This is a genomic window from Demequina capsici, from assembly GCF_032102965.1.
In the GTDB taxonomy this organism is placed as follows: Bacteria; Actinomycetota; Actinomycetes; order Actinomycetales; family Demequinaceae; genus Demequina; species Demequina capsici.
The window spans coordinates 2,086,080-2,112,443 of the sequence record NZ_CP134880.1 but is presented as its reverse complement, the minus strand read 5'-3'; the positions used below and the strand labels follow the sequence as shown (position 1 = coordinate 2,112,443).

General features: G+C 71.0%; 29 protein-coding genes. 19 read left to right on the top strand and 10 right to left on the bottom strand.

Going from position 1 to position 26,364, the window contains the following annotated elements:
* Position 1: 1 nt before the first annotated feature.
* The gene (locus RN607_RS10175) at positions 2-1,039 is read left to right on the top strand and encodes a LacI family DNA-binding transcriptional regulator (RefSeq protein ID WP_313542409.1); all 1,038 of its coding nucleotides are present in this window, start codon (positions 2-4) and stop codon (positions 1,037-1,039) included.
* Between the two features lie 122 nt (positions 1,040-1,161).
* Entirely contained in the window at positions 1,162-2,634 is a 1,473-nt protein-coding gene (locus RN607_RS10170) for an amidohydrolase (RefSeq protein WP_313542407.1), read from the top strand.
* Between the two features lie 32 nt (positions 2,635-2,666).
* Here RN607_RS10170 and RN607_RS10165 read toward each other — a convergent pair whose 3' ends face one another.
* The gene (locus RN607_RS10165) at positions 2,667-3,221 is read right to left on the bottom strand and encodes a TetR/AcrR family transcriptional regulator (RefSeq protein WP_313542405.1); all 555 of its coding nucleotides are present in this window, start codon (positions 3,219-3,221) and stop codon (positions 2,667-2,669) included.
* Positions 3,222-3,463: 242 nt separating this feature from the next.
* Here RN607_RS10165 and RN607_RS10160 point away from each other — a divergent pair, with 242 nt between their 5' ends.
* Positions 3,464-4,528 (top strand): SDR family NAD(P)-dependent oxidoreductase, encoded by a 1,065-nt coding sequence (locus RN607_RS10160; RefSeq protein WP_313542403.1) that lies wholly within the window; start codon positions 3,464-3,466, stop codon positions 4,526-4,528.
* A 108-nt stretch (positions 4,529-4,636) separates the two neighbouring features.
* Positions 4,637-5,269 (top strand): gamma carbonic anhydrase family protein, encoded by a 633-nt coding sequence (locus RN607_RS10155; RefSeq protein ID WP_313542401.1) that lies wholly within the window; start codon positions 4,637-4,639, stop codon positions 5,267-5,269.
* A 189-nt stretch (positions 5,270-5,458) separates the two neighbouring features.
* On the opposite strand, the gene RN607_RS10150 is transcribed toward RN607_RS10155, so the two are convergent.
* Positions 5,459-5,911, bottom strand: coding sequence for an Hsp20/alpha crystallin family protein (locus RN607_RS10150; RefSeq protein WP_313496848.1), 453 nt, complete (start codon positions 5,909-5,911; stop codon positions 5,459-5,461).
* Between the two features lie 411 nt (positions 5,912-6,322).
* On the opposite strand from RN607_RS10150, the gene RN607_RS10145 reads away from it, so the two are divergent.
* Positions 6,323-6,511, top strand: coding sequence for a hypothetical protein (locus RN607_RS10145; protein WP_313496846.1), 189 nt, complete (start codon positions 6,323-6,325; stop codon positions 6,509-6,511).
* On the opposite strand, the gene RN607_RS10140 is transcribed toward RN607_RS10145, so the two are convergent.
* The gene (locus tag RN607_RS10140; RefSeq protein ID WP_313496845.1) at positions 6,508-7,227 is read right to left on the bottom strand and encodes a YoaK family protein; all 720 of its coding nucleotides are present in this window, start codon (positions 7,225-7,227) and stop codon (positions 6,508-6,510) included. The two genes, RN607_RS10145 and RN607_RS10140, sit on opposite strands and share 4 nt — an antisense overlap.
* Before the next feature lie 151 nt (positions 7,228-7,378).
* Here RN607_RS10140 and RN607_RS10135 point away from each other — a divergent pair, with 151 nt between their 5' ends.
* The 5 genes from RN607_RS10135 to RN607_RS10115 all read left to right on the top strand — a co-directional run bounded on the left by RN607_RS10135 (position 7,379) and on the right by RN607_RS10115 (position 13,787).
* Entirely contained in the window at positions 7,379-8,497 is a 1,119-nt protein-coding gene (locus tag RN607_RS10135; protein ID WP_313542399.1) for an acetamidase/formamidase family protein, read from the top strand.
* The gene (locus RN607_RS10130) at positions 8,494-10,062 is read left to right on the top strand and encodes an AtzH-like domain-containing protein (RefSeq protein ID WP_313542397.1); all 1,569 of its coding nucleotides are present in this window, start codon (positions 8,494-8,496) and stop codon (positions 10,060-10,062) included. The genes RN607_RS10135 and RN607_RS10130 overlap by 4 nt, the downstream gene beginning before the upstream one ends.
* A gap of 164 nt (positions 10,063-10,226) precedes the next feature.
* Entirely contained in the window at positions 10,227-11,456 is a 1,230-nt protein-coding gene (locus RN607_RS10125; RefSeq protein WP_313542395.1) for a (S)-ureidoglycine--glyoxylate transaminase, read from the top strand.
* A complete protein-coding gene (locus tag RN607_RS10120; protein ID WP_313542392.1) occupies positions 11,453-12,757 on the top strand; it encodes an allantoate amidohydrolase in 1,305 nt (434 codons plus the stop codon). The genes RN607_RS10125 and RN607_RS10120 overlap by 4 nt, the downstream gene beginning before the upstream one ends.
* A 187-nt stretch (positions 12,758-12,944) precedes the next feature.
* Positions 12,945-13,787: a PhzF family protein gene (locus RN607_RS10115; RefSeq protein ID WP_313542390.1), complete on the top strand. Its 843-nt coding sequence runs from the start codon at positions 12,945-12,947 to the stop codon at positions 13,785-13,787.
* Here the strand turns inward: RN607_RS10115 and RN607_RS10110 are convergent.
* Entirely contained in the window at positions 13,784-14,047 is a 264-nt protein-coding gene (locus tag RN607_RS10110) for a hypothetical protein (protein ID WP_313542388.1), read from the bottom strand. The two genes, RN607_RS10115 and RN607_RS10110, sit on opposite strands and share 4 nt — an antisense overlap.
* A gap of 48 nt (positions 14,048-14,095) precedes the next feature.
* A complete protein-coding gene (locus RN607_RS10105) occupies positions 14,096-14,653 on the bottom strand; it encodes a nucleotidyltransferase family protein (RefSeq protein ID WP_313542386.1) in 558 nt (185 codons plus the stop codon).
* Between the two features lie 57 nt (positions 14,654-14,710).
* Between RN607_RS10105 and RN607_RS10100 the strand changes: the two genes are divergently transcribed.
* The 6 genes from RN607_RS10100 to RN607_RS10075 all read left to right on the top strand — a co-directional run bounded on the left by RN607_RS10100 (position 14,711) and on the right by RN607_RS10075 (position 18,032).
* On the top strand, positions 14,711-15,190 hold the full coding sequence (locus RN607_RS10100) for a 2-oxo-4-hydroxy-4-carboxy-5-ureidoimidazoline decarboxylase (RefSeq protein WP_313542384.1): 480 nt from the start codon (positions 14,711-14,713) through the stop codon (positions 15,188-15,190).
* Positions 15,187-15,519 (top strand): hydroxyisourate hydrolase, encoded by a 333-nt coding sequence (gene uraH, locus RN607_RS10095; RefSeq protein ID WP_313542382.1) that lies wholly within the window; start codon positions 15,187-15,189, stop codon positions 15,517-15,519. The genes RN607_RS10100 and uraH overlap by 4 nt, the downstream gene beginning before the upstream one ends.
* Positions 15,519-16,076, top strand: coding sequence for a dihydrofolate reductase family protein (locus RN607_RS10090; protein WP_313542380.1), 558 nt, complete (start codon positions 15,519-15,521; stop codon positions 16,074-16,076). Before uraH ends, RN607_RS10090 begins: the two co-directional genes overlap by 1 nt.
* A gap of 193 nt (positions 16,077-16,269) precedes the next feature.
* Positions 16,270-16,923 carry a DsbA family oxidoreductase gene (locus tag RN607_RS10085; protein WP_313542378.1) on the top strand — a complete coding sequence of 218 codons (654 nt, stop codon included), beginning with the start codon at positions 16,270-16,272 and terminating at the stop codon, positions 16,921-16,923.
* Positions 16,924-16,966: 43 nt separating this feature from the next.
* Positions 16,967-17,689 (top strand): purine-nucleoside phosphorylase, encoded by a 723-nt coding sequence (gene deoD, locus RN607_RS10080; protein ID WP_313496825.1) that lies wholly within the window; start codon positions 16,967-16,969, stop codon positions 17,687-17,689.
* A gap of 40 nt (positions 17,690-17,729) precedes the next feature.
* The gene (locus RN607_RS10075; RefSeq protein ID WP_313542376.1) at positions 17,730-18,032 is read left to right on the top strand and encodes a DF family (seleno)protein; all 303 of its coding nucleotides are present in this window, start codon (positions 17,730-17,732) and stop codon (positions 18,030-18,032) included.
* A gap of 4 nt (positions 18,033-18,036) precedes the next feature.
* On the opposite strand, the gene RN607_RS10070 is transcribed toward RN607_RS10075, so the two are convergent.
* Entirely contained in the window at positions 18,037-19,005 is a 969-nt protein-coding gene (locus RN607_RS10070; protein ID WP_313542374.1) for a glycoside hydrolase family 43 protein, read from the bottom strand.
* A gap of 201 nt (positions 19,006-19,206) precedes the next feature.
* Here RN607_RS10070 and RN607_RS10065 point away from each other — a divergent pair, with 201 nt between their 5' ends.
* Entirely contained in the window at positions 19,207-20,007 is an 801-nt protein-coding gene (locus RN607_RS10065; RefSeq protein ID WP_313542371.1) for a class I SAM-dependent methyltransferase, read from the top strand.
* A 140-nt stretch (positions 20,008-20,147) separates the two neighbouring features.
* Here RN607_RS10065 and pgi read toward each other — a convergent pair whose 3' ends face one another.
* Positions 20,148-21,827 (bottom strand): glucose-6-phosphate isomerase, encoded by a 1,680-nt coding sequence (gene pgi / locus RN607_RS10060; protein ID WP_313542369.1) that lies wholly within the window; start codon positions 21,825-21,827, stop codon positions 20,148-20,150.
* A 230-nt stretch (positions 21,828-22,057) separates the two neighbouring features.
* Between pgi and RN607_RS10055 the strand changes: the two genes are divergently transcribed.
* On the top strand, positions 22,058-22,744 hold the full coding sequence (locus RN607_RS10055) for a C40 family peptidase (protein WP_313542367.1): 687 nt from the start codon (positions 22,058-22,060) through the stop codon (positions 22,742-22,744).
* Here the strand turns inward: RN607_RS10055 and RN607_RS10050 are convergent.
* From RN607_RS10050 to RN607_RS10040, 3 genes are all read right to left on the bottom strand, one after another.
* Positions 22,741-23,052 (bottom strand): hypothetical protein, encoded by a 312-nt coding sequence (locus RN607_RS10050; RefSeq protein WP_313542365.1) that lies wholly within the window; start codon positions 23,050-23,052, stop codon positions 22,741-22,743. The two genes, RN607_RS10055 and RN607_RS10050, sit on opposite strands and share 4 nt — an antisense overlap.
* A gap of 46 nt (positions 23,053-23,098) precedes the next feature.
* Entirely contained in the window at positions 23,099-23,437 is a 339-nt protein-coding gene (locus RN607_RS10045; RefSeq protein WP_313542363.1) for a PASTA domain-containing protein, read from the bottom strand.
* Between the two features lie 80 nt (positions 23,438-23,517).
* Positions 23,518-24,921, bottom strand: coding sequence for an amidohydrolase family protein (locus RN607_RS10040; RefSeq protein WP_313542361.1), 1,404 nt, complete (start codon positions 24,919-24,921; stop codon positions 23,518-23,520).
* Between the two features lie 231 nt (positions 24,922-25,152).
* Between RN607_RS10040 and RN607_RS10035 the strand changes: the two genes are divergently transcribed.
* Positions 25,153-26,208, top strand: coding sequence for a GmrSD restriction endonuclease domain-containing protein (locus RN607_RS10035; protein WP_313542359.1), 1,056 nt, complete (start codon positions 25,153-25,155; stop codon positions 26,206-26,208).
* The last annotated feature ends 156 nt before the right edge of the window (positions 26,209-26,364 follow it).

The following is a 26,364-nucleotide window of genomic DNA, read 5'->3' as shown; positions in this document are numbered from 1 at the left end:
TATGCCTGGCATCGAGGGAGACGGCGCCATGAGCCTCGTGCGCCACGCAGCGCCGACGCTGGAGATGGTGGCCGCGCGTGCGGGAGTGTCCCGTGCGACCGTGTCCAGGGTGGTCAACGGCTCTCCCAAGGTGAACCCTGCGAGCGTCGAGTCCGTGCGCGACGCCATCGCGGAGCTCGGGTACGTGCCCAACAGGGCCGCGCGGTCCCTCGCGAGCGCGCATAGCCACGCGATCGCGCTCGTGGTCCCCGAGGACATCACTCGATTCTTCGGCGACGTGTTCTTCGCGTCGATCGTGGCGGGGATCAATGGCCGCCTCGAGCAGTCGGACTACGTGCTCAACCTGATGGTCGCGAGCCAGGACCCTGGCGGCAAGACCGAGCGGTACCTGCTGGGCGGCGCGGTCGACGGCGCCGTGGTGGTCTCCCACCACACGTCCGACCACTTCCTCGAACGGATCGGCGATGCGATCCCCCTGGTGTTCGGCGGTAGGCCGGGGCTGGAACGGATCGACACGTGGGTCGTCGACGTCGACAACGAGGAGGGCGGCGCCGTCGCGGCACGACGTCTCGTCGAGCGTGGATGCACGCACATCGCGACGATCACGGGGCCTACGGACATGCAGTCGGCCCTGGAGCGCACGCACGGCTGGCGCCGCGTCGTGGAGGAGGCCGGTCTGGTTCCCGGCCCCGCGATCGACGGCGACTTCTCGATGATCGGCGGGGCGCTCGCCGCGCGCGAGCTGCTGGAGCAGTACCCGGAGGTGGACGGCGTGTTCGTGGCGTCCGACCTCATGGCCTCCGGGGCGATGCCCGTGCTGCTCGACGGCGGGCGGCGCATCCCCCAGGACGTGGCGGTGGTGGGCTACGACGACAGCCCGGCGGCGCTGGCATGCCCCGTGCCGCTCACCACCGTCCTCCAGCCCTCGGAGGCGATGGGGCGTGAGATGGCGGACATCCTCCTGGACCTTCTCGATGGGAACGACCGTCAGCGGTCCACGATCATGCCGATCGAGCTCATCGAGCGAGAATCCGCCTGACGGGTCGCGCTCGGCACCGTTGCGCGCTCCACGCGGCACCTCCTGCCCGAGCGGGCGTCGTCCCGCCTCGCCGCGGCGGTAGGGTCGCTCCGTCCCCGTGAGAGGCGTGGAGGTGGACTGCGGTGACGCTGGTGCTCAGATCGGTTCGGCTGGTGGGCGGGCAGGACGCCCCGGTGGACGTCGTGCTCGAGGATGGCCGCATCGCGCGAGTGGTGCCGGCAGGCGCCGACATCGCTGGGGCGTCCGCTGAGGTGCTGGACCTCGACGGGCGTTGGGCCATGCCTGGCCTGGCGGACAATCACGCGCACTTCACCACGTGGGCTCACCACCTCGCCAGGGCCGACGTGTCCGGCACCCCCGAGCCGGAGGCTGCGGTGGAGCGGGTGCGGCAGGGGCTCGCAGCGCAGGCTCCGGGCGAGACCCTCACCTTCGTGGGCCGGGGATTCCAGGATGCGCTGTGGACGCGAGAGGCGACCGCGCGCATGCTTGACGACGTCGCGAAGGAGACCGGCCACACGGACCGGCCGATCGTGCTGTATGCGCACGACCTCCACACGGTGTGGTTGAGCTCGGCCGCCGCCGCCCGGTTCGGCGCGCCTCGGGCGGGCCTGGTGCGTGAGGCCGCGGCGTTCGCGGTGGAGAAGCTGGTGGACGCGGAAGCGGCGGGCAGCGACGATGCAGTGGTCGCCGGCGCGCTCCAGGCCGCCGCCGCGCGGGGTGTCACCCGCGTGAGCGACATGCAGATGGCGGACAACCCCCTGGTGTGGGCGTCGCGGGTGCCCCGCGGGCTCGACTCCGTGCGCGTGATCGCGAACGTCTACCTGGAGCACTTGGGCATCGCGGCGGCGCGTGGGCAGCGGACAGGCGATGCGGTGCCCGGCACGGACGGCCTGGTCACCGTCGGATCCCTGAAGCTCATCTCCGACGGCGCGCTGAACTCCGGGACCGCGCTGTGCCATGACGCGGATCGCGACGGCGGCCACGGTCATGCCGAGTACACGGAGTCCGAGCTCCGCGCGATCCTCTCGGACGCCCACGCGAAGGGCTTCGCGATCGCGTTGCACGCGATAGGCGACCTGGCGGTGACTCGGGCGCTCGACGCCTTCGAGGCGACCGGCGCGGGCGGCACGATCGAGCACGCGCAGATGGTGGCGGACGCGGATCTGCCGAGGTTCGCCGCCCTCGGCATCGGGGCGGCCGTGCACCCTGAGCATCTGCTGGACGACCGGGACGTGACGGATCGACTCTGGGCGGGACGCACTCGTCGGGCCTTCGCATACCGGGCGTTGGCGGAGGCGGGGGCGCGTCTCACCTTCGGTTCCGATGCGCCTGTGGCGCCGTTGGACCCGTGGCTGGCGATCGCGGCGGCGGTGTTCCGCACGCGCGACGACCGTGAGCCCTGGGAGCCGTCGAACGCGGTTGATGTCCAGACGGCGCTAGCGGCCTCATGGACGGCTCCCGGACTCGCGGAGGGAGGCGCCGCGGACCTGGTGGTCATGGATGCCGATCCGCTCGCTGCGGGGATGGCCGCGATGCGCCAGATGCCCGTGGCGCTCACGGTGTGCGCAGGACGCGTCACCCACCAGGCGCTCTGAGGACCCGCCGCGCGGACGCGCGGAATCGGCTCTCAGCGGCTCTCCAGGCCGCGTTCGAGCAGCGTCCATGCATGCTCGGCACGGTGCTCGCGCAATGCTGGCGGCGTGGAAGCCGTGAGCGCGGCGACCATCGAGATGGCGGTGAGCAGGTCGTCGATCGTGACGTCGGAGCGGATCCGGTCCGAGTGGCGTGCGTGATCGCGGGCCGCCGTCAAGAGCGCGCGCATGCGTGATTCGAGGGCCATCAGCCGAGGATCTTCGGGCACCTGCGTCACGAGCGCCAGCAGGGGTGCCACGCCGGCGGCGCGATGCGACACCTCGTGGCCCAGCCTGCGCAGCGTGAGCGGACCGCCGGCGCAGAGCGCCTCGAGCTGCTCCATGTTCTCGTCGAACACCGCGAACGCGAGCGCGAGGCGGTCCGGGAAGTGGCGGTACAGCACGCCTTGGCCCACTCCCGCGCGCCGCGCCACCTCGACCAGCGGCACGTCGATGCCTCGTTCGTCGAAGAGGGCTCGCCCGGCGTCGAGCAGTGCGCGCCGGTTGGCGGCGGCTGCGCGGGGCCCAGGATTGGCGCGTGAGGTGGTCATGCGCCTACGCTAGCAACCGGACACTGAAGTCCGGATGTACGAGGGAGCAGCGCATGCACGAACGGGGCCTGGCGATCCTCTCGCCCGCGCCGCGTGGTGAGGTCGATGCTCCTGCTCCGGAGGCGCTGTTCACTGCCGAGCGACGCCGCCATCACCCCGCCCCCGGCGCGCCGCCTCCGCGGCCCGGCTCGCGCGCTCTGCCGCGCTGAACGGCACGCCGTTCACGAAAGGAACAGTCCCCCATGTCCCTCACCCATCTCTCCGGCGACTCGAAGATCGCCGACTGGTTCAAGGACCCCTACGGCGGTCCCGTGATCCGGCAGATGCTCGCCGATGCCGGACAGAGCGAGCGGGCGATGCTGCCCGTCAGGCGCTTCTCGATGAACAAGCTCATCAAGGTCAGCGGCGGACAGTTCACCCAGGAGATGCTGGATGGCCTGCTCGCGAAGGCCGAGGCCGCAGCCGCAGCCGGCGGTGCACCCGTCGAGACCGTGCCTGAGGCCCCCGACGATGCAGGTGCCGCGCCGCAGGCCGCGGATCTCCCGGAATGGGAGGAACGGATCACCGAGGGCCGGTTCACCGGGAAGACCGTGATCGTGACCGGAGCGGGCTCCGGGATCGGCCGCGCCACCGCATCCCGCGTCGCGCGCGAAGGTGGCCGCGTCATCGGTCTCGACATCTCCGAGGAGAGGCTGAAGGCCTTCGCGGCCGAGCACGACGGCCTCGACGTCACCGTGATCACCGCCGACGTCACGAAGGAGGACGACCTCGCACGCGTGATGGAGGCGACGGGAGGGAAGGTCGACGCGCTCGCCAACGTCGCAGGCATCATGGACAACATGACGCCCCTCCATGAGGTGTCGGACGAGATCTGGAACCGCGTGTTCGCGGTCAACGTCACAGGCCTCATGAAGCTGTCGCGTGCGGTGATCCCGCTCATGCTGGAGGCGGGTCGCGGCTCGATCGTGAACATCGCCTCCGAGGCCGGGTTGCGCGGTTCGGCGGCCGGGGCGGCTTACACGGCGTCGAAGCATGCGGTGGTGGGTCTCACGAAGAGTTCCGCGTTCATGTACGGACCGAGCGGATTGCGGGTGAACGCGGTCGCGCCCGGCGGTGTGATCACGAACATCGAGGCGCGCTTCGACTCACCGCTCGGCGAGGAGAGGGTGATGGGGGCCCTGGCGGTGAGCCCGCCTCCGACGACGGCCGACCAGCTCGCGGCGTCGATCACGTTCCTGCTCTCGGACGACGGGGTCAACCTCAACGGAGTGATCCTTCCGTCCGACGGAGGCTGGTCCGCGGTCTGAGGCTCGCCGCCGCGGTCTGACGTCCCACCTTGATGCAGGGGTGCGCAGAGGGCTCCGGGGAGATCATCCCCGGGGCCCTTCGCGCGCGCGGTCGTACCCTGGCCTCGGATGCCGCTTCGCGGCGCGGGCGGCAGGACGGAGGTGGAGATGATCGCGGCCTATGAGGGTGTGAGCCCCCAGATCCATCCGACGGCCTCCGTGGCGGCGTCGGCCGTGGTCAGCGGCGATGTGGTGCTGGGGCCCGGTGCACGGGTGTTGCACGGCGCGGTGGTCTCGGGTGAGCAGGGTCGCGTGCTGATCGGCGAGGACGTGCTGATCATGGAGAACGCGGTGGTCAAGTCCCGCGCGGGTCACGCATGCACGATCGGGGACGCGGTGATGATCGGACCGCATGCGCACGTCTCCGGCGCGACCGTGGGGGCCGGTAGCTTCGTGGCGACGGGGGCGTCGGTCTTCGCCGGGGCACGGGTAGGCGCGGGTTGCGAGATCCGCATCGGCGCCGTCGTCCAGGTGAACTCCTTGCTGGAGGACGGCGTGACGGTGCCGATCCATTGGGTGGCGGTGGGCCATCCGGCGCATGTGTTCCCGCCTGACCGTCACGACGAGATCTGGCGGATCCAACGGGATCTCGACTTCCCTGGGACCGTGTACGGCGTCGAGCGCGGCACACCGATGGCGCAGATCATGCGTGAGCAGAGCGAGCTCCACGCGCCGCGGCCGGAGGGTTCGACTCGCGAGTGACCCGTGATGCCTGTGCAGATGAGGGCGTGGTGCGCTGTGGTCGGGGTCCGCGTGCGAAGGGCCCCGGGGGTGACGCCCCGGGGCCCTTGCCGCCTCTGCGACCTCCGCGAAGGGGGTGACGCGGTGGTGCGAGGCGAGTGGCGCCTGTCGGCTTCGGAGGGGTGGCGACAGGCGCGTCGATCGCGAGGGTTATGCCGCCTTCGCGACCGTGATCTTGCGCGGCTTCGCCTCCTCGGCCTTGGGGACCGTGACCGTGAGGATGCCGTCCTTGTAGCTGGCGTCCACCTTGTCCGGGGAGACCCGGTCGGGCAGGCGCACGGCGCGGTGGAACTTGCCGAAGCGGCGTTCGATGCGGCGGAAGCCCTCGGCGTCGCTCTCGTCGTAGAAGCTGCGCTCGCCGGACACCGTGAGCACGTTGTCCTCGAGCGAGACCTCCACGTCCTCAGGCTTCATGCCGGGCAGCTCCACATGGAGCGTGAACGCGTCGTCCGTCTCCTTCACGTCGAGCGCGGGGGAGAAGGCGCCGGCGAGCGGCGCGTCGGCGTCGCCGAAGAACTGGCGGAACATGCGGTTCAGGTCGTCCTGCCACAGCGACGCGGTGGTCGTCGGAACAGTCTGACGGGTGATCTCGCGAGCCATCATGGTGAACTCCTCTGTAGTCGTGTGGTGGTGCCGTGTGCACCGGCTGCGGGCGGCGGACCCGGTCGGCCGGCCCCTGCTGGTGGCCCCCGCGGGTCCGTCGCTCACCTTCACTATAAGACTTGAGCGTGAGTGACTCAAGGCAAACTTGAGTCATGTTCGCTCAAGGCGAGAAGGCGAACGTCATCCCTGATAGAACAGCGTATTGGCGTGTCGTGGTGCTGTCGGGTGAGCGTCTCGGGGCACATTCGCCTGCATTCCACGGTTCGCTCATGCGCCTGCACAGCCGGCGCCGCACCCTCGCCCGGGGGCACCGCGATGGCCGCTGCCGACGCGCACCCTGCGGCCGCGCTCAGCGCCTGCTAGAACATGAAGGAACGGGGCGCGCGTCGCGCCTCGGCACGGGGGTGCGACATGAGCAGCAACGGATACGGCGGCAGCGCCGCAGCAGGCGGCGGAGGCTACTTCCTGGGGATGGTCGGTTCGGCGGTGTGGTTCTGGCAGCAGGCCGACGGCTTCTGGGAGCACGTCGGCGCGCTGCTCCAGGCGCTGGTGTGGCCCGCGTTCCTGGTCTACGACGTGTTCGCGGCGCTCGCGAATTAGCCCTGGCTGAGCACTCCGTCGTAAGGCACACGCGGGCCGCGACCCGGGCGAGTGGTGTGGCCCAGCGCGAGCACCACCATCGTGATCACCGCTGACAGGAGCAGGCCGCCGCCCAGGTGGGCCTTCAGCAGCAGGGCGCCGGTGCCTGCGCCTGCCATGATCAGCACCACCGCGCCCGCCCGCCGCGCCCACGGCTGGCCGCCGCCCTTGCCGAACGCCGAGTCCGACGCGAGGCTCGTGATCGTCGAGGTCACGACGACGGTGGTGACGTCCTTCACCGCGATGTGCCGGGCCGTCGCCGCCTGGCATCCCATCGCGAGACCCATCGACGCTGTCACCGAGTAGGCGAGCAGCGAACGCTCCGTCACGGTCACCAGCAGCACGGTGATCGCGCCCGCCAGCAGCACTCCCGCGACTCCTCCGAACAGCGCCGTGTGCTTGCCCGTCCATCCGTCGCGGGAGCCGCGCAGCACCCGGCCGCCGATCGCCGCGCCGGTCATGAACGCCGCCAGAGCGACGGCCGGGCCGAGCACCGGCAGGTTGTCGGCGCCCGCGAGACCCATGCCGAGCACCACCACGTTGCCGGTCATGTTCCCTGTGAACACGCGGTCCAGGCCCAGATAGCCGACGGCGTCGATCACGCCGGTGGAGAAGGTCAACGCGAGCATCAGGCCCAGATAGCTGGTCTCGGGGTTGGCGCGCATGCGTTCCAGCACGGGTTCCTCCTGGTGGGGACAGGGCGCGGGCGGCGCAGGCCCGGACGGGGCGCGGCCACGCGACGGCGGTAGTCTCGTAGCGCCAGAGTAGGGCACGGCGCGGTGCGGGCACCCCGGCCCGCACGTGCACGCCCAGGGTGGAGGACTGCGCGTGGGCGACTTCGACGGGATCCTGAGGTCGGGCGAGAGGGTGCCCGAGGGGCTTCCCTATGTGCCGGCGGATCCGGGCTCGGTGTTCTGGGGACGGCTGCCCGCACGCGGCGACGACCCCGTGCTCACCGTCGCCCCGGGCGACGAGGTGATCGTCGACACGCTCAGCCACGAGGGCGTGCTGCCGGACCAGGGGTCCGATGCCGCCGCATTCTTCGAGTCCCACGGCGTCGCGGCCGAGGATGTCCTGACAGAGGCGGTCCTGCTGTCCCGTTCCGGTCGTCGCGACCCTGCCGTCGACGGCCCTCACGTGATCACGGGGCCCGTCGAGGTGCGCGGTGCCCGCCCGGGCGACGTGCTCGCCATGACGTTGGTCGATGCGACGCCCCGCGTGCCGTACGGCGTCATCTCCAACCGGCACGGTCGTGGCGCTCTCCCGGGTGAGATGCCCGCGGGCGGGGTCGACGCTGTCTCCGTGTTCGCACCCATCTCGCCGGACGCGTCGGGAGAGTGGAAGGGCCGCCTGCCGCGCCGCGAGGGAGGGCCCCGCGACGTGTCGTTCCCGCTGGCGCCGTTCCTGGGGATCATGGGCGTCGCGACCGACACCGACGCGCGGGCGCATTCCGTCCCGCCGGGCGCGCATGGCGGCAACATTGACATCAAGGAGCTGGTGGTCGGCACGACGCTCTACCTGCCGATCCAGGTGCCCGGCGCGCTCGCCTACGTGGGGGATCCTCACTTCGCGCAGGGTGACGGGGAGGTGGCGCTCACCGCGCTCGAGGCCTCGCTTCGGGTGCGCCTCCGATTCGACCTGATCCCCGCGCGGGAGGCAGCGCGTGCGTTCGGCGACCTGGTCGGTCCGCTCGGCGAGACCGCCACCCACCTGATCCCGACCGGCATCGACGCCGACCTCGACGAGGCGGTCCGCAAGGCCACCCGCGCGGCGATCGCGATCCTCGCGGCGCGGCACGGCATGGAGCCGCACCTGGCGTACGCGTACCTGTCCGCCGCCACCGACCTGCGCATCTCGCAGGTGGTTGACCTCGTGTGCGGCGCGCATGCGATGATCCGTAAGGCTGACTTCGAGGCGCCGGACGCGCCGGTGAGGAGCGACGCATGACCCACATCGAGGTGGCGGCGGGCGCGGTCGCGCCTGACGCTCTCGTCGACGCCATCCGTGCGTACGAGGCGGCGCTCGTCGCCGACGACCAGAAGGCGCTCGCGGCGTTCTTCGCGCCAGGGCCCGACACGCTCCGCGGCGACGCTGCGGGGCTGCTCGTGGGTCATGAGGCGATCACGGCGTTCCGAGGCGTGCGCGGGGGCATCGGGCCGCGCCGGCTGGTGGAGCTCCGCCTGACGCCTGCAGGTGAGGACTGGCTGGCCACGTCGGTCAACGCCCCTCACGCAGGGGGGCGCGGGCTGGTGACGCAGCTGTGGCGCTTCGCCGCCGACGCTGCGGACGGGCCCGGCTCTGGATGGCGGATCGTCGCCGCCCATGTGACCGCGTCCCCCAAGGCGATCGACGCGCGCGTCTGGCGCGTGGTCGGCTCACCGCTGGTCCCGGGTGCGGCCGCGGGTCCGCTCGCGGGCCAGACGATCGCCGTCAAGGACCTGTACGCGGTCGCGGGCCAGCGCATCGGCGTGGGCGTGCGCGCCTACCTCGCCGAGGCTCCGGTGCAGGCGGTGAGCGCGCCGTCCGTGCAAGCGCTGCTCGATGCGGGTGCCGACATCGTCGGCATCGCGCAGACCGACCAGTTCGCGTACTCGATCGCGGGGCTCAACCCGGATTACGGCACGCCGCCCAACCCGGCCGCGCCTGGCACGATCCCGGGCGGGTCCTCGTCCGGCCCGGCGTCCGCCGTCGCCCTCGGACAGGCGAGCATCGGGCTCGGGTCCGACACGGCGGGCTCGATCCGGGTGCCTGCGTCGTACCAGGGGCTCTGGGGCCTGCGGACGACTCACGGGGCGATCAGCCTCGAGGGCGTCGCGCCGCTCGCTCCCAGGTACGACACGGTCGGCTGGCTCACGCGTGACGGCGAGACCCTGCTCGCGGCGGCGACGGCATCGTTCCCTGGCGACCCTGGCGTCGACGTGGACGACGTGGTGCTCGCCTCCCCGCAGGTGGGCGCGGTCGTGAAGCCCGAGGTGCGGCAGGCATTCCATGAGCTGCTGCAGCGACTCGAGGTGCACGTCAGCCTGTCACCCGTGGACCTTCCCGAGCTCACACGCCTCTACCAGGCGTTTCGGGTGACCCAGTCAGCTGAGGCGTGGCGGTCGGACGGTGCATGGGTGTCCACCCACCCTGGCGCCGTGGCGCCGGACGTCGAGGAGCGGTTCGCGTTCGCGGCCTCCGTCACGCCCGAGCAGGAGGCGGAGGGGCTGCTGGAGGTGTCCGCACTCGCGCAGGAGATCGACGAGGCGCTCGGGTCCGCGATCCTGGTGCTGCCGTCGGCGGCCTCGTCGGCGCCGCGGCTCGACGCCGACCCTGGCTACCTGCAGGACGTGCGCGAGGCGACGCTGTCGATGACCGCGATCGCGGGCCTCACCGGGCGGCCAGCGCTGTCCGTGCCGTGGATGCTGACCCCTGGCGGACCGGTGGGCGCGTGCCTCGTGGGACCGCGCGGCTCGGACCTGTCGCTGATCGAGACCGCGCTCGCGTGGGACAGGGCGCTGCGCAGGGGGTGAGCCTCGCGCACGGTGTGAGCCTCGCGCAGGACGTGAGCCTCGCGCGGAACCCTGGCCATCTCGTGGAGCGGGGCGCTGCGTGCGCGTGGTGGGCGATGTGAAACGCCTGCGAAACGTTCGTGGTTCAGACTGTGTAGGTCTCATCAACATCTCTTGGAGGAGCGATGACCCTGCCGGGGCCGCTGAACCCGCCGTCACGTCTGCTCATGGGGCCCGGCCCCATCAACGCCGACCCTCGCGTGCTGCGCGCGATGTCTGCCGCGCTTGTAGGTCAGTACGACCCGTTCATGACCCACGCGATGAACGAGGTCATGGAGCTCTACCGGCGAGTGTTCGTCACCTCCCACCGGCAGACCCTGCTGGTGGACTCCACGTCGCGAGGCGGGATCGAGGCCGCGTTCGTCTCCGTGCTCGAACCCGGTGACAAGGTGCTCGTGCCGGTGATGGGTCGGTTCGGGCATCTGCTCGTGGAGATCGCACAACGGTGCGGTGCCGAGGTCCACACGGTCGAGGTGCCGTGGGGTCAGGTCGCGCCGTACGAGCTGATCGCCGACGCGATGGAGAAGGTCCAGCCCAAGCTGCTCGCCGTCGTCCACGGAGACACATCCACCACCGTCGTCCAGCCCTTCGACGGCCTCTCCGACCTGTGTCAGCGCTACGGCACCCTGCTCTATGCCGACGTCACGGCGACGATCGGCGGCAACGAGTTCCTCACCGACGCGTGGGGCGTGGACATCGCCACCGGTGGGCTCCAGAAGTGCCTGGGCGGACCGTCGGGCTCCGCCCCCGTGACGTTCTCCGCCCACGCCGAGGCCGTGATCAACTCGCGCAAGAGCATCGAGGCCGGCCTCCGGGCGGAGGGCGACGCCGTCGCATCGCACCCCATCCGCTCCAACTACTTCGACATGTCGATGGTCTTCGACTACTGGTCCGAGCGCCGGCTCAACCACCACACCGAGGCCACCACCATGCTGTACGGCGCCCGCGAGTGCGCCCGCATCGTGCTCGAGGAGGGCCTCGAACGGTTCCAGGCCCGGCATCTGGTGCACGGCCGGGCAATGATGGCCGGCGTCCGCGGGCTCGGCCTGGGGGTGTTCGGCGACGTGGAGCACAAGATGACGAACATCGTCGGAGTCGTGATCCCGGACGGCGTGGATGGCGAGGCCGTGCGCGGTCACCTGCTGCAGGACTTCGGCATCGAGATCGGCACATCCTTCGGGCCGCTGCACGGGAAGGTGTGGCGCATCGGCACCATGGGCTGCAACGCCCGCCAGGATGCCGTGCTCACCACGCTCGCGGCGCTCGAGTCCGTGCTGCGTCGGGAGGGCTTCGGCCTGCCGGCAGGCGGCGGGGTCGACGAGGCCTACCGGGTCTATGCGGAGGCGACCGCATGACCGTCCCGCCGTACGTCGCGCCCGGTGTCGTCGCGTCCGCGTCGTCGCCCGACGAGCCCGACGATGCCGTGCCCTTCTCCGCGCAGGAGATCCTCGCGCGCTGTGACATCCTTGCCACCCACAGCTCCCGCGTCGGCGCGATCGAACGGTCGTACCTGACGGCCGAGCACGCCCGCACCAACTGGACCGTGGGGGAGTGGATGGCGGAGGCCGGGCTCGAGCCGTGGCAGGACGCCGCGGGCAACCAGCGCGGCACCCTCGCAGGCCCCGCCGACGACTCTCCCGTCCTCCTCCTCGCGTCGCACCTGGACACAGTCCCCGGCGCGGGCAGGTACGACGGCATCCTCGGCACGCTCATGGCGATCGCCGTGGTGGGTCGCCTCGAGTCCAAGGGCGTCGAGCTGCCGTTCGGCGTCGAGGTGCTCGGCTTCGCGGACGAGGAGGGCACCCGCTTCGGGCGCACCCTCCTCGGGTCGTGCGCCGTCGCAGGCACGTGGCAGGACTCGTGGTGGGAGCTGCGGGATGCTCAGGGCATCTCGCTGCGCACCGCGTTCGAGGCGTTCGGCCTGGATCCTGCCAGGATCGAGGAGGCGGCGCTGCCCCGCGAGAAGGTGCTCGGCTATCTGGAGGCGCACATCGAGCAGGGCCCGCTCCTCGAGGATGCCGACCGGGCCCTGGGCGTGGTGACCGGCATCATGGGCGCCCGCCGCTTCGACCTGACCATGATCGGGGAGGCTGGCCACGCAGGTGGGATGCCGTACGGGCGCCGGCGCGATGCGCTGCTCGGCGCCTCCGAGCTCGTGACGGCCATCGAGTCGCTGTCCCGCGACAACGGCGCGATCGGCACCGTCGGGCGCATGCAGGCGTACCCTGGAGCGGCGAACGTCATCCCTGGTCGCGCCGAGTTCTCGCTCGACCTGCGTGCCGAGACCGACGAGCTGCGGGACCGGGTCTGGGACCTGGTCCAGGAGCATGCCGACAAGATCGCGGCGGCGCGCGGGCTCACGTTCGAGTCCGTGGAGAGGCACGACGCGCGGGCCACCGTGGTCGGCGACAGGCTCGCGCAGGCGATCCGGGCCGGCATCGCGGCGACCGGCGATCCGGACCCGCTCGAGCTGCTGTCCAAGGCGGGCCACGACGCGATGGCAGTGGCCTCGCTGACGGACTACGCGATGCTGTTCATCCGTTGCGGCGGCGGGATCTCGCATCACAAGGACGAGTCGGTGATCGAGGGGGACGTGGCGCTCGCGCTCGATGCCTTCGAGGCGGCGGTGCTGGACCTGGCCCGCGACCTCGCCTGACGCACCGGACCGGATGCGCGGTCGGCGCGGGCGGATACGCCCGGATCCGGGCAAAGAAAACGGCGCCGCGAGCCCCATCGCACCCGACGCCTCCGCCAGACCCTACGGAAGTCGGACCGGAAGGTCAACCGGTTCGGTGCCACTCGAGCTCGCACCTGCACCGATTCCTCCGGCTAGCGTGATCCGCATGAGCACGCACCCCTTCCGCCAGGTCGACGTCTTCGGCAACGGTCCCTTCTCCGGCAACCCCGTGGCGGTGATCCTCGGCGCGGACGACCTCACCACCGAGCAGATGGTCCGGATCTCCGAGTGGACGAACCTGTCGGAGTGCACCTTCGTGCTCGCGCCGACCGATCCGGCGGCGGACTACCGCGTGCGCATCTTCTCCCTGTCCACCGAGCTCCCGTTCGCGGGCCATCCGACCCTGGGCACCGCGCGCGCGTGGCTCGACGCAGGCGGCAGGCCCCGCATCGCGGGCCGTGTGGTCCAGGAGTGCGGCGTCGGGCTGGTCCCGCTCCACCATGACGGCGAGTCGCTTGCCTTCGCCGCGCCCGAGCTGCTGCGGTCCGGACCGGTGGACGAGGCGTTCGTCGCGGAGGTGTGCAACGTCCTCGGCATCACGGCCGACGACGTCGTCGACGCCGCATGGGTGGACAACGGTCCAGGATGGGTGGGCCTGCTGCTCAAGGATGCCGAAGCGGTCCAGGCGCTGAGGCCGTCCGCGCCCCCGTCCGGCCGCTGGGACATCGGCGTCGCCGGCCTCCACCCGGCGAGCGCCGAGCTCTCCCTGGAGGTGCGCGCGTTCTTCTGCCACGACGGAGGAGTGCTGCGCGAGGATCCCGTCACCGGCAGCCTCAACGCGTCGCTGGCTCAGTGGCTCACGTCCACCGGCCGGATCGCCACCCCGTACGTGGCGCGCCAGGGAACGGCGCTGGGCCGAGACGGTCGGATCCGTGTCGCGGCCTCCGACCACGACCTCTGGATCGGCGGCGACACGCAGGTGGCCGTGTCGGGGACGATCGAGGTCTAGGACTCCTGGTCGGCGGGGCCGCCCTCAGCCTCGCCTCGCTGCGCGTCGGTGCCCGCAGCCTCGGAGGTCTCGGTGCGCTCGAGAGGGCTCTTGCGGACGCCCTGCCAGGACAGCAGCCCTCCGTAGACGAGCGCCACGACGCCGAGCACCACGGCGACGACGGTGAGAAGCCCGTTCGCCCAGATGGGCGCGGTCACCACCAGTGCGGCTCCGACGCCGAGCCACATCAACCCGAGCTCGCCCTTGCTCCACGCCTTCATGGTGCTCTCCCGATCCTGGGGTCCTCTCCGACCCCGACTGCGATGAGCCTACTCGTCGACGTCGGAGCCGCCACCCAGGTCGGAGCAGTCCACGGTGAGCACCTCGTGCGCCGCCAGGTATGGGCCCGCGCCGTGATCCCCGTCGAGCACGGCCAGCATCGGCCCCCAGTGCTCGCGGGCGATGTACACCGGGTGCCCGGGCCTACCGTCGAAGGTCGCGCGCGCCAGCCCGACGTCGTCCGCTGCGGCGGCGAGCACCCGCCGGGCGGCGTCGACCGTCTGCCCCGGCAGGTCGACCAGGGTGACGAGCAGCGCGTCCGCGCCTCGCGCGCCGGCCTCCTCGACGACCTTGCGCAGCGACACGGACTGGCCCTCGGCCCAGTCCCAGGCGACCACCGATTCGGCCCAGTCGGGAACCATGAGCTCGGTCTCGTACGCCCGGGCGCCGAGCACCACGATCACCGGATCGCAGCCGGCGTCCCGCAGTGCCGACGCCGCGATGTCCACCCACGCTGTTCCGTCGTCCGTGCGGCGCAACGCCTTGGGTCCGCCCGCGCGGGATCCCGCGCCGGCCGCCAGCACCGCTCCTGCCACATGCCTTGCCATACTGGAGACACTACGCGCGTGAGGCCCCGCTTGCGCCGTGAGACCAGGGGAGATGCTGTGACAGTGAAGCCGAGCCACGACGATCTGCTCGCCTGCCTGCGCGTGGAGCGCTGGGCCTCCGAGATGGCGCGTCTCGAGTTCGACTCGATGCTGGAGATGGAGCGCGCGGCCGTGTCCATCGCGACGCCGCTCGGCGAGGCGGAGATCGACGAGGCGCTTGCAGCGCACCCCCGCATCGGAGAGCGCGCGCAGGGCGAGGGCGTCGAGGCCCGCTTCTCCGCCGCGGAGCAGGCCGCCTCGCAGTCCGACGACGAGGTGCTCGCGGCTCACCTGGCAGACCTCAACGCGCTCTACGAGAAGCGGTTCGGCCGGGTGTTCCTCATCCGCGCCGCCGGGCGGTCTCGCGCGGACGTCGTCGCCGAGATCGAGCGCCGACTCGGCAACGACGACGCGGCGGAGCTCGCCGAGGTGGCCGACCAGCTGCGCGGGATCGCGCTGCTGAGGCTGCGCGCCACCTACGAGGACGCGCTCGCATGAGCCACGTCACGACCCACGTGCTGGACGCGCTGGCCGGAACGCCCGCCAGGGGGATCGCGGTCACGTTGTCGCGTCGCGGCGCCGAAGGCTGGGAGCCGGTGGCGCAGGGCCTGACCGACGCGGACGGCCGCGTGCGGGACCTGGGCCCAGAACTGCTCGAGAAGGGCGTCTATCAGGTGCGTTTCGAGACCGGGATCTACTTCGCGACGCGGCAGGTCGCCACCTTCTACCCGGAGGTGGAGATCGCCTTCGAGGTGAAGGGCGCGGAGCACTGCCACGTGCCTCTGCTGCTCAGCCCGTTCGCCTACTCGACGTATCGCGGCAGCTGATGGGCCGGCTCGTCTACTCGATGATCACGTCCCTCGACGGGTTCGTGAACGATCCTGACGGCATCGGCTGGGTCGAGCCGGGAGAGCAGGCGCACCGCTTCATCAACGGGCGGTCCCGCGCGATCGGCACCTTGCTGATGGGCCGCCGCATGTACGACGTGATGAAGGCGTGGCAGACCATGGCGACGGAGCCCAGCGACCCCGAGGTCTATCACGAGTACGGGGAGCTGTGGCGCGCGGCGGACAAGGTCGTCTTCTCGACCACGCGCGAGGAGCCGGAGACCCCTCGCACCCGCGTCGAGCGCTCGTTCGACGCGGCGGCAGTGCGGGCGCTGGTGGACGCCTCGTCGAAGGACGTCTCCATCGACGGCCCCACGCTCGCCGCGCAGGCCCTGCAAGCGGGAATCGTCGACGAGGTGTCGATGTACGTGCAGCCGATCGTCGTCGGCGCCGGACAGAGATTCCTGCCAGCACGCCTCCGCCTCGACCTCGGTCTCGAGGAGGAGCGGCGCTTCGACGACGGCATGGTGTTCCTGCGATACGACGTCCGTCGCTGACAGCGGCCGGCCAGGTGCCACCGCGCTCGCAGCCTGCGCTCCGCCGCGCAAGAAGGACCGAAGTCCCGGGAATGGATCGCTAGGCGGCTCGGTTGTGGTCGGCAGAGGGTTCGCCGGTCCCCGGGTGAACCCTCTTCACACGTCACGACGCGACCCGTGCGAGGGCAGCGCGTCGCCCTGGAAGGAGTCCGACATGGTCAACGTCGAGGTCTGGTCCGATGTCGCATGCCCCTGGTGCTACCTGGGCAAGCATCGGCTGGAGAAGGCGATCGACGCATTCGACGGTGAGGTCACGGTCACGTGGAAGAGCTTCCAGCTGGACCCGTCGATCCCGCACGGCGAGCACACGCCGCACGCGGAGGCGCTGTCCAAGAAGTTCAACGCGCCCGTGGAGCAGATCGCGCAGATGAACCAGCGGCTGATCGACCTGGGCGCCGAGGAGGGTCTCGAGTACAACTTCGACGACTACATCCAGGCGAACACCCGTGACGCGCACCGTGTGCTCCACATGGCGCAGGAGCGCGGCCTCGGAGGCCCGATGAAGGATCGCCTGCTGAAGGCGCAGTTCACCGAGGGCGCGATCGTCGACGACCTGGACGTGCTGTCCGGGCTCGCCGAGGAGGTCGGGCTGGACGGCAGCGCGGTGCGCGCGATGCTCGCCACGGACCGGTACGACGACGAGGTGCAGGCCGACATCGACGAGGCGGCAGCGCTCGGAGCGAACGGGGTGCCCTTCTTCGTGTTCGACCGTGCGTTCGCGGTCTCCGGCGCTCAGCCGGTGGAGCTCTTCGCGACGGCTCTCGAGCGTTCGCGGGAGCGGGCCGCGACGGGTGCTGCCCAGGGCTAGGCCGTCATCCGTATGAAACGCGGAGCCGTCTAGGCTCGGCTGCATGCCTACGCCTCACATCTCCGCGCCCGACGGCGCCTTCGCACCTGACATCCTGCTTCCGGGCGACCCTCGCCGTGCCACCCGCATCGCCGAGACGTTCCTCGACGACGCCGAGCTCGTCACCGAGGTACGCGGCATCCTCGGTTACACGGGCACCTACCAGGGACGTCCGATGTCGGTCATGGCGACAGGCATGGGGATGCCGTCCGCGACGATCTACACCACCGAGCTGATCCGCCACTATGGCGTGAAGCGGCTGGTGCGCGTCGGCACGGTGGGCGGCATCCACATGGACCTGCAGCTCGGCGACGTGGTCGCCGCGTCGTCCGCGCACACCGACTCCGCGATGACGGCGCAGCGGCTTCCGGGTGTGCACTACTCGCATGCTCCGTCGTTCACCCTGCTTCGCGCGGCCGCGGACCATGCGGACGAGACGGGCGCGCCCCTGCGCGTCGGCCCCGTGCTCACGTCCGACGCGTTCTACCAGCCCGACGAGACCCTGGTGCCGCGTCTGGCCGCCTACGGCACGCTCGCGGTGGAGATGGAGGCGGCCGGCCTCTACGCGGTCGCGGCAGCGGAAGGCGTCGAGGCGCTCATGGTGGGCACCGTCTCCGATCACGTGGTCAAGGGCGAGTTCCTGGAGGCCGACGAGCGTGAGAGGACGTTCGCTGCCATGGTGTCGGTGGCGCTCGGCGCCCTGACGAGGGCGACGTCTGTGGGCTGACCGCGGTGCAGGGTGGCGCCCCACGGCGCATGATGGCTGCATGCGGGTGGAGCTGCTTTACTTCGACGGATGCCCCAGCTGGCGCGAGGCCGAGTCTCGGCTGATCGTCGCCTTGGGGCGCGCCTGCGGCACCAGCACGGTGGAGAGGGTGTGCGTGACCGACGAGGCCCACGCCGCGACGCTCGAGTTCCCTGGTTCTCCCACGTTCCGCGTGGACGGTGCGGACCTGTTCCCCGCGGCCGACGCTGTCGCTGGGCTCTCGTGTCGGCTGTACAGGACCCCCGAGGGCCTGAGCGGCGCGCCGACGGTCGCGCAGCTGGTCGAGGCGCTCGCGGGTCGCTGACCGGCTACCGTCCGTCGCTCCCTCCGCGGGGCGCGGTCGCGGCCCGCACCTTCCCGTCGGCGATGATGACGCGGACCATCATGGGGCGCTCCGCGGGAGTGTCGTTGGGCGAATGGATCACGAGGAGATCCTCGCCGGCGCGGGTTCGCAGCAGCATGCCATGGCCGCCGTCGCTAGCCCACACGAGCTCGTCGCTCTGCGCCCACGGGCCCAGGATCTCGCCGGACGAGGACCGCGCTTGTCCGACGGCGTAGCCATGCTCGCTGAAGCTGGACCAGATCATGATCAGCGTGCCGTCGGCGCTGCGAACCAGGAACGGGCCGTCGGTGAACCGAGGGTCCTCCGCCAGCCCAAGGTCCGTCGCGGACGGGCCGCCCGCGTGGAACCTCAGGGGTCTGCTCCACGGTGCGGCGGACGCGTGGAACAGCAGGGCCGGCTCGCCGATCGGCAGTCGCAGATCGCGGTCGAGCCGCAGTGCGTACATGGCGCCGTCGGAGGGGTCGCCGTCGTGCGGGCCGATCAGCTCCGCCCCTCGGCTGTAGACGAGCCACGCCTGGTCGGCGTCGTCCACGAACAGCGTGCCGTCGATGCTGGGCGTGTCGGCGGGGGTGACCGGGCCGTCGCTCCAGGGGATGAACGGACCCGTGGGGGAGTCCGACGCGAGGACGCCGACGCCGCGGACCCCGGTGCCGGCGTGCAGGAACGTGGCGATCATGTACCAGCGGTCATGCCGCCGATGCACCTCAGGCGCCCAGAACTGGGACTCGGACCAGAACCCGACCGGCGGGCGGAAGGCCTCATGGGGACCGCGCCACGTGAGAAGGTCGTCGCTCGTGTAGCAGTCGAAACCGGTGGCGGGGCCGCCCCAGATGTTGTCGTCCGTGGTGCCGTACAGGACGAAGGCGCCAGGGGAGGTCTCGACGATGAAGGGATCGCGCATGTGGATGTCGTCGAGGCTGAGGTCGGAGTTCACGAGGGTCCTTCACGTCGTCGGGAGGGGTGGCGCGCGGAGCGGCTCACCTGATCACTTTACAGATGGTAGGCGAGTCTATGCCGGGCGGCCGAGACCCGTGGCGCGCGTCGATCCGATCACGGGCGACCCGTCCGGGTGGGACCGTCCCCAGAAGGGACCTTGAGCCCTGAATACGCTGGTATGTCCGTATAGGTTGGGCCGGTGAACGACACGCCCGAACCCCCACGCCACATCCGCTCCGTCGATGACCTGCTGGTTCTTCTGGACGGCCTGTTCGACCGTGACTCCGACCGGTGGTCCTCCGAGGCAGGCGCCGCCTGGTGGGACACGTTCTACGGCGACCGCGACAAGCGGATCCCGTTCTTCGCGGACAAGCCGGACGAGTCGCTCGTGTCGCTGATCGACGGCGGGAGGGTCCGCCCCGGCCAACGCGCCCTCGACCTGGGATCGGGCCCGGGCCGCAACGCGCTGCACCTGGCCTCGCACGGCGTCAGGGTCGATGCCGTCGACCTGTCGGGCGAGGCGGTCGCGTGGGGCCGCGAGCGCGCCGCCGGCCGGGGCCTCGACGTCCAGTTCGTGTGCGGAGACGCGTTCAGCCTGCCGCCGGTGGCGCTTCCAGGCCCCTACGACCTCGTGTATGACTCCGGGTGCCTGCATCACCTGGCGCCGCACCGTCGCATCGGCTACCTCCGGCTGCTGGAGAGGGTGCTCGCGCCGGGCGGCCTTTTCGCCGTCACATGCTTCGTCCGCGGAGAGATGGGGAGCTCGGCTCCGGACGAGCAGCTGTACCTCGATGGGCGGTTCGAGGCGGGCATGGGCTTCGCGGCTGACGACCTTCGCTGGATCTTCTCCGACTTCGAGGAGGTCGAGATCCGACCCATGGAGCCGCAGGGCGAGGACTCGGCGACCTTCGGCGAGCCGTACCTGATGTACGGGCTGTTCCGTCGACCCGAACCTACCCGCGGCGCTGCCGAAGGAGGGCGGCGAGCACGCCGACGCTGAACCTCCCGCACGCACGAGGGGCCGGCCACCGTGCGGTGACCGGCCCCTCTTCACGTCCGCGGTGCGGCCGACGAGCGGCGACCGCGAACCCGCTGAGCCACAATCAGGTTCCCGGCGGAGGCCGCAGGGAACCTGATCTGCTACTTGCGGTTGGCCCGGTAGTAGGCGATGAGCGCCTGCGTGGAGGCGTCCTGCGAGGCGAGCGCCGCGTCGTCGCCCTCGATCGCGGGAGCGATCTCGAGCGCGAGCTTCTTGCCCAGCTCCACACCCCACTGGTCGAACGAGTTGATGCCCCAGATGACGCCCTGCGTGAACGTGATGTGCTCGTACAGGGCGATCAGCTGGCCCAGCACCTGCGGGGTGAGCGACGGCGCGAAGATCGACGTGGTCGGCTTGTTGCCCGCGAAGGTGCGTGCGGCGACGAGCGCGCCGGTGGTGCCCTCGGCCTCCACCTCCTCGGCCGTCTTGCCGAAGGCCAGCGCCTTGGTCTGCGCGAGGTAGTTCGCAAGGAACAGCGCGTGCACGTCCTGGCCGCCGTCCTCGAGCGGGTAGGCCGGGTTCACCACGGCGATGAAGTCGGCCGGGATCAGCTTGGTGCCCTGGTGGATCAGCTGGTAGAAGGCGTGCTGGCCGTTCGTGCCGGGCTCGCCCCAGAAGATCTCGCCGGTCTCGGTGGAGACGGGCGTGCCGTCCCAGCGCACCGACTTGCCGTTGGACTCCATGGTGAGCTGCTGCAGATACGCAGGGAAGCGGTGCAGCTGCTGCGCGTACGGCAGCACCGCGTGCGACTGGGCGCCCAGGAAGTTCACGTACCAGATGTTGAGCAGGCCCATCAGGACGGGCACGTTCTTCTCCAGCGGGGTCTCGGCCACGTGGCGGTCCACGGCGTGGAAGCCCTCGAGCAGATCGCCGAAGACGTCCGGGCCGAGCGCGATGCTGAGCGGGAGGCCGATCGCCGAATCGACGGAGTAGCGGCCGCCGACCCAGTTCCAGAACCCGAATGCGTTCGTCGGGTCGATTCCGAAGGCCTCGACCTTGTCCAGCGCGGTGGAGACGGCGACGAAGTGGTGCGCGACGGCGGCCGACTTCTCCTCGTCGGTGCCGACGGCCACGCCGGCCTCTGCGAGCGCGGTCCACAGCCAGTCACGAGCCAGTCGGGCGTTGGTGAGGGTCTCGAGCGTGGTGAAGGTCTTCGACGCGACGATGAACAGTGTCGTCTCGGGGTCGAGGCCCTTGACCTTCTGGGCCATGTCCGTCGGGTCGATGTTGGAGACGAAGCGGGCAGAGATGCCGGCGGTGGCGTAGGGCTCAAGCGTCTCGTAGACCATCACGGGGCCCAGGTCCGAGCCACCGATGCCGATGTTGACGACGGTCTCCACGGTCTTGCCGGTGATGCCCTTCCACTCGCCCGAGCGGACCCGCTCGGCGAAGGCGGACATGGAGGCGAGCACCTCCTGCACGTCGGCGTCGACATCCTGGCCGTCGACCACCAGCGCCGGCTCCATGCCGGCGGGGCGGCGGAGCGCGGTGTGGAGCACCGCGCGGTCCTCGGTCGTGTTGATGTGCTCGCCTGCGAGCATCGCGGCGTAGCGGTCGGCCACGCCGGCCTCCTGGGCGAGCTTCACGAGCGAGGCGAGGATCTCATCGGTCACGAGATTCTTCGACAGGTCGACGTGGAGGTCGGCCAACGGGAGGCTGAAGCGCTCCACACGCCCGGCGTCGGCGGCGAACCAGCCACGCAGGTCGGGGGTGAAGGTGGACTTGTGGGCCTCGAGCTCGGCCCACGCGGACGTGGAGGTGCAGTCGATGGGTGCGTTCACGCCTTACAGGCTAGTCCGCTCCGGGCGGTGGGTCACCGGGACCGTGGGCGGGGTAATGCCCCGCAGGTCTCAGGCGGTCCGCCGTCGCCCCTGGTCCAGGCATGACTTTCATGTGCCGGGCCCGAAAGGCTCAGCAAGACAGCCTGGTGGCCGATGAGACCGGCGAGCACGGATCGCTCGTTTCGCGCGCCACGGATCGGCCGACCAGGACCCTGCCGGAGGTGTGCCCCGTGACGATCGACTCCCTCGCCTCGATGCAGGCACGCGTCACCCAGCTGTCGGCGCTCACGTCGTCGAGCGCCGCCGCCTCCACGGGCTCCGCCACGGAGAGCTCCGCGGCCTCGGACACCGAGTTCGCGTCCGCGCTCGCCAGCGCCGTCGGCCTGTTCTCGAACGGAGCCGGCACAGGCTCGACCGCCGACCTTTCGAGCAGCCTCAGCAGCCTCCTGTCCGGCGTGGACTTCACGAGCGGCGTGGGCACGTCGGCCACCTTCCTGAGCACGTTGACAGCGCTCACGGGCGTGTCGACCGCGACCGCTGCGGCGCCCACCTCGTCAGGGGTCGACGGCCAGGATCTGGTCGACGCGGCACGCAGGTACATCGGCACGCCCTACGTGTGGGGCGGAGAGTCGCTGTCCGAGGGCGGCCTCGACTGCTCCGGGCTCGTCCAGCGCTCCTTCGCGGACCTTGGCGTGACCGACATCCCGCGTGTCGCGCGCGATCAGGGCAGGATCGGCACGGCCGTCGCCTCGATGGACGACGCCAAGCCGGGAGACCTGCTGATCTTCAACGGCGGCTCCCACATCGGCATCTACGTCGGTGACGGCAGGATGATCGACGCACCGCACCGTGGCGCGAAGGTCACGGAGCGTGCCGTGTACGAGACTCCCACCGCGATCAGGCGGGTGCTCGGCTAAAGGTGGTCGGCGCGCCGAGCCTGGGTCGCCACGGCCCTGCCGAACTCGTCGTCCACGCGCTGCCGCCAACCGTCGTCCGCCAGGCCCGCACGTTCCAGCAGGTCTCGCCAGTCGGACCCGGCGTGCTCGAGCGCGTCGTCGAGCATCGTGCGGCTGCGACGCGAGACCAGCAGCACCGCGGCATGGACGCGCTCCGGGTCGACATCGACGTCGACGCCGAGCCTCTCCAGCGCGCTGAGCACCTGCGGTGCGGACGTGCCGAAGTCCTCGGTGACGCGCTCGGAGATGCGATCGGAGACGACAGGCATGCGGGGAATTCTCGCATGCCGACGCGGCGTGCTCGAGTGACGGCCGTCAGTCCTCCGCGCCGATATCCCTGATGTGCTGCGCGCCGGAGGTGGACGTGTAGGTGAGCACGAAGCCGTCCGACTCCGTCCAGGGGTCGCCCGCGATCGGCTGCTGCGCCACCACCACGGCGTCCGCATAGGAAGGATCCGTCGTGATGTGGATGCCCGCCTCCGCGAGCGTCGCCTCCGCCTCGCTCACCGTCATGCCCACCACGGACGGGGCGGTGATCGGCGCCGAGAGCTGCCGCCCGACCAGGACCACCCCCGCGAGCACGGCAGCCACGAAGACGACCGCGAGCACCCGCCGCGCAGCTGACCCTGCCCTGGCTGTCTGGCTGTCGTTCATCGGGGACCCTCCGCACCTCGAGCCATGCTCAACGTAGCAGGGATGACACCGGCACGGCGGGCGGAGGCGAGCGTCAGGTCTCAGAGCTCAGGCGCGATCGCCCTGCGTCCCTGGACGTACACGCCTGCGATGGCGGGCTGACGCAGCCCCATGAGCAGGGTGAAGAGCTCCTCGAGCGTGGCCTGGCCCTCGTCGTCCGAACGGATGCCCATGGTGAGCATGCCGTCGAGCGGTTCCCACAGTGCCTTGTCGATCAGCAGGAAGTCTGCGTCCTTGCCCGCGTCGAGGTTGCCGAAGGCGTGCTCCATGTCGAGCGCCCTCGCACCAGCCAGCGTCGCCGCGAAGAGGAGCTCGGCAGGGTGGATGGCGGTGCCGTCCTCGCCCGGCTCGGAGATGTGCACCTTGTACGCGTCGCCGGCGACGCGCGAGATCAGCCACTCGTCGCCGGCGCCCACGTCGGTGCCCAGCGACACGTTGACGCCGGACGCGAAGGTGGACCGCCACGGCATCGTGCCCGAGCCGAGGAAGAGCTGCGAGGTGGGGCAGTGCGCGATCGAGGTTCCCGTCTCTGCCATGCGCGCGAGCTCCACAGGGTGGCAGTGCACGGCGTGCGCGAGCGTCGAGCGCCGGCCCAGCAGCGTCTTGCCGCCCACCTTGGAGCCCTCCTCGAACCGGCCGTCGTAGGTGTCGAGGTAGGTGCTCGTCCCGTATCCGCCGAGCACGGCCGCGATCTCGCCGTCGCCCTTGCGGTTGTTCTCGTTGAGGTGCGAGTGGAAGTACACGCCCTTGCCGCGGACCTCGTCGTACAGCTCGCCCATGGCCGCGAGCGTGCGTCGCGTGACGGACAGGGAGAAACGGGGGACGATGCCCACCTGGATGCGGGCGGTGCGCGGGTCGCCCGTGTCGACCGCGTGCCATCGGTCGATCTCGTCGGCCACCAGGTCGATCGCCTCCTGCTCGCCCGTGAGAAGCGCCGACGCGGCGGCCGGGCCGACGGTCTGCACGCCACGCCCGGACACGATGCGCAGTCCGGCGCGCAGGGTCTCCCGGTACAGGGCGTCCTGGGCGACGGGGAAGGCCGATCCGAAGACCATCGCGGCGGTGGTACCCGCCGCGATCCGGCGACGCGTGAAGTAGCGGGCCGCACGGTCCGCGAAGTCGGGATCCGCGAACTGCCCCTCGGTGGGGAAGATGCAGTGGTCGAGCCACTCCAGCAGCTGGCCGCCACCGTGTGCGGCGGTCGCGTACGACTGCGGATAGTGGATGTGGCCGTCCACGAAGCCTGGCAGCAGGTAGTCGGCACGGATGACCGGCGCGTCGCGGTACGGCGTCGGCAGGGCGGCGAAGTCGCCGAGCCACGCGATCCGGCCGGCGTCGTCGACCACGAGCGCTCCGTCGGGCAGCGACACGAGGTGGTCGGGCACGGCGGTCTGCGCGGGGGAGCCCTCGATGTGGAACACATGGGCGCGGTAGACACGGGTCACGTGTCGCCACGTTAGGCGCTGTTGGTTTCCTCGACATTTCGGGCGGTGATGAGGTGCTTGCGTCACGATTGTCGACGTGGGCGGCGTGACGGACCCGCGAGGGGTCACGATTGTCGACGCGGGCGGCTGGTCGGTCGGTCGGCCGGGCGTGCGCGGCGACGTCGTAGTCGTTCTCTAGAGTGAGAGTCATGCGGCGCCGGGGTGGCGCCGCCTGGCTGAGGGGTCGGTTCGATGAGCGGTGCACGGCGTCGACGTGCCTGGTGGGCACGATGGTGGGTGATCGGGCCGGCGGCGGTGTTCGCGCTGTACCTCCTGGCGACGGGAGCCTCCGGATCGCCCGACGGCCAGGCGGACGCCGCGACGAGCGCACCGCCGTCGCGCTCCGCCACACCCGCCGCGAGCGCATCGCCCACGCCGTCGCCGACGCTGGCCGTCACCGACGCCGGCCAGGGCACGGCGCTCGAGGCGGCGCTCGCGCTGCCCGTGGCGGCACAGTCCTCCAGCTCCGACTATCGGCGCGACTACTTCGGCGACGGCTGGATCGACGTCGACGCGAACGGCTGCGACACCCGCAACGACATCCTCGCCCGCGACCTCGACGTCAGCGAGATGCGAGGCGTGTGCACCGTGATGCACGGTGTCCTCGACGACCCGTACACCGGCAGCGTCATCGACTGGGACAAGTCGGACGCGACGGCCGTGCAGATCGACCACGTCGTCGCGCTGTCGAACGCGTGGTCGACAGGCGCCTCGGAGTGGGACTTCGCCACGCGCGTCGCCTTCGCCAACGATCCGCTGAACCTGCTGGCGGTCGACGGTCCGACCAATGCCTCGAAGAGCGACGACGACGCCTCCGAGTGGCTCCCGGTCGCTGACTTCCGGTGCGACTACGTCGCGCGCCAGGTCGCGGTGAAGAGCAAGTACGGCCTTTGGGTGACCTCCGCCGAGCAGGAGGCGATGACCCGGGTGCTCGACGGCTGCCAGGGACTCCTGCTTCCCGACTACGGCGATCAGCCCACGACCGCGGCGAACCTGGGTGGGCAGACCGACCCGATGCTGGAGACGGCGGCGGCCGTGACGGGGGCGGCCGTGACGGCGACGGCGCCTGCGCCTGCGGAGACGACTACCGCGCCTGCGCCTGCGGAGACGACGCAGGCGCTCGATCCCGACTACGGCACCTGCAAGGAGGCCATCGCGCATGACGCCGGGCCTTATGTGCAAGGTGTCGATCCGGAGTACGCGTGGTACACGGACCGCGATCACGACGGGGTCGTCTGCGAGCGCTGAGCCAGAGGCGCCGGCCGGGACGCGGCGCTGCTGACGCGCTCGACGGCCCGGCCATGGATCATGCCGGGCTGAAGCCGCGTCGAACCGGTAGCCGTACCGCGGTGATCACGTGGGGATGAGCGGTGGATACGCGTGCCCCGGTTGGGGACAGTCGCG

What these genes read in the sequence shown, in the direction of transcription:
- RN607_RS10175 (WP_313542409.1), top strand. Translation starts at nt 2, where the DNA reads ATGCCTGGCATCGAGGGAGACGGCGCCATGAGCCTCGTGCGCCACGCA.
- RN607_RS10165 (WP_313542405.1), bottom strand. Translation starts at nt 3,221, where the DNA reads ATGACCACCTCACGCGCCAATCCTGGGCCCCGCGCAGCCGCCGCCAAC.
- RN607_RS10160 (WP_313542403.1), top strand. Translation starts at nt 3,464, where the DNA reads ATGTCCCTCACCCATCTCTCCGGCGACTCGAAGATCGCCGACTGGTTC.
- RN607_RS10155 (WP_313542401.1), top strand. Translation starts at nt 4,637, where the DNA reads ATGCCGCTTCGCGGCGCGGGCGGCAGGACGGAGGTGGAGATGATCGCG.
- RN607_RS10150 (WP_313496848.1), bottom strand. Translation starts at nt 5,911, where the DNA reads ATGATGGCTCGCGAGATCACCCGTCAGACTGTTCCGACGACCACCGCG.
- RN607_RS10145 (WP_313496846.1), top strand. Translation starts at nt 6,323, where the DNA reads ATGAGCAGCAACGGATACGGCGGCAGCGCCGCAGCAGGCGGCGGAGGC.
- RN607_RS10130 (WP_313542397.1), top strand. Translation starts at nt 8,494, where the DNA reads ATGACCCACATCGAGGTGGCGGCGGGCGCGGTCGCGCCTGACGCTCTC.
- RN607_RS10125 (WP_313542395.1), top strand. Translation starts at nt 10,227, where the DNA reads ATGACCCTGCCGGGGCCGCTGAACCCGCCGTCACGTCTGCTCATGGGG.
- RN607_RS10120 (WP_313542392.1), top strand. Translation starts at nt 11,453, where the DNA reads ATGACCGTCCCGCCGTACGTCGCGCCCGGTGTCGTCGCGTCCGCGTCG.
- RN607_RS10115 (WP_313542390.1), top strand. Translation starts at nt 12,945, where the DNA reads ATGAGCACGCACCCCTTCCGCCAGGTCGACGTCTTCGGCAACGGTCCC.
- RN607_RS10110 (WP_313542388.1), bottom strand. Translation starts at nt 14,047, where the DNA reads ATGAAGGCGTGGAGCAAGGGCGAGCTCGGGTTGATGTGGCTCGGCGTC.
- RN607_RS10105 (WP_313542386.1), bottom strand. Translation starts at nt 14,653, where the DNA reads ATGGCAAGGCATGTGGCAGGAGCGGTGCTGGCGGCCGGCGCGGGATCC.
- uraH (WP_313542382.1), top strand. Translation starts at nt 15,187, where the DNA reads ATGAGCCACGTCACGACCCACGTGCTGGACGCGCTGGCCGGAACGCCC.
- RN607_RS10090 (WP_313542380.1), top strand. Translation starts at nt 15,519, where the DNA reads ATGGGCCGGCTCGTCTACTCGATGATCACGTCCCTCGACGGGTTCGTG.
- RN607_RS10085 (WP_313542378.1), top strand. Translation starts at nt 16,270, where the DNA reads ATGGTCAACGTCGAGGTCTGGTCCGATGTCGCATGCCCCTGGTGCTAC.
- deoD (WP_313496825.1), top strand. Translation starts at nt 16,967, where the DNA reads ATGCCTACGCCTCACATCTCCGCGCCCGACGGCGCCTTCGCACCTGAC.
- RN607_RS10075 (WP_313542376.1), top strand. Translation starts at nt 17,730, where the DNA reads ATGCGGGTGGAGCTGCTTTACTTCGACGGATGCCCCAGCTGGCGCGAG.
- RN607_RS10050 (WP_313542365.1), bottom strand. Translation starts at nt 23,052, where the DNA reads ATGCCTGTCGTCTCCGATCGCATCTCCGAGCGCGTCACCGAGGACTTC.
- RN607_RS10045 (WP_313542363.1), bottom strand. Translation starts at nt 23,437, where the DNA reads ATGAACGACAGCCAGACAGCCAGGGCAGGGTCAGCTGCGCGGCGGGTG.
- RN607_RS10035 (WP_313542359.1), top strand. Translation starts at nt 25,153, where the DNA reads ATGAGCGGTGCACGGCGTCGACGTGCCTGGTGGGCACGATGGTGGGTG.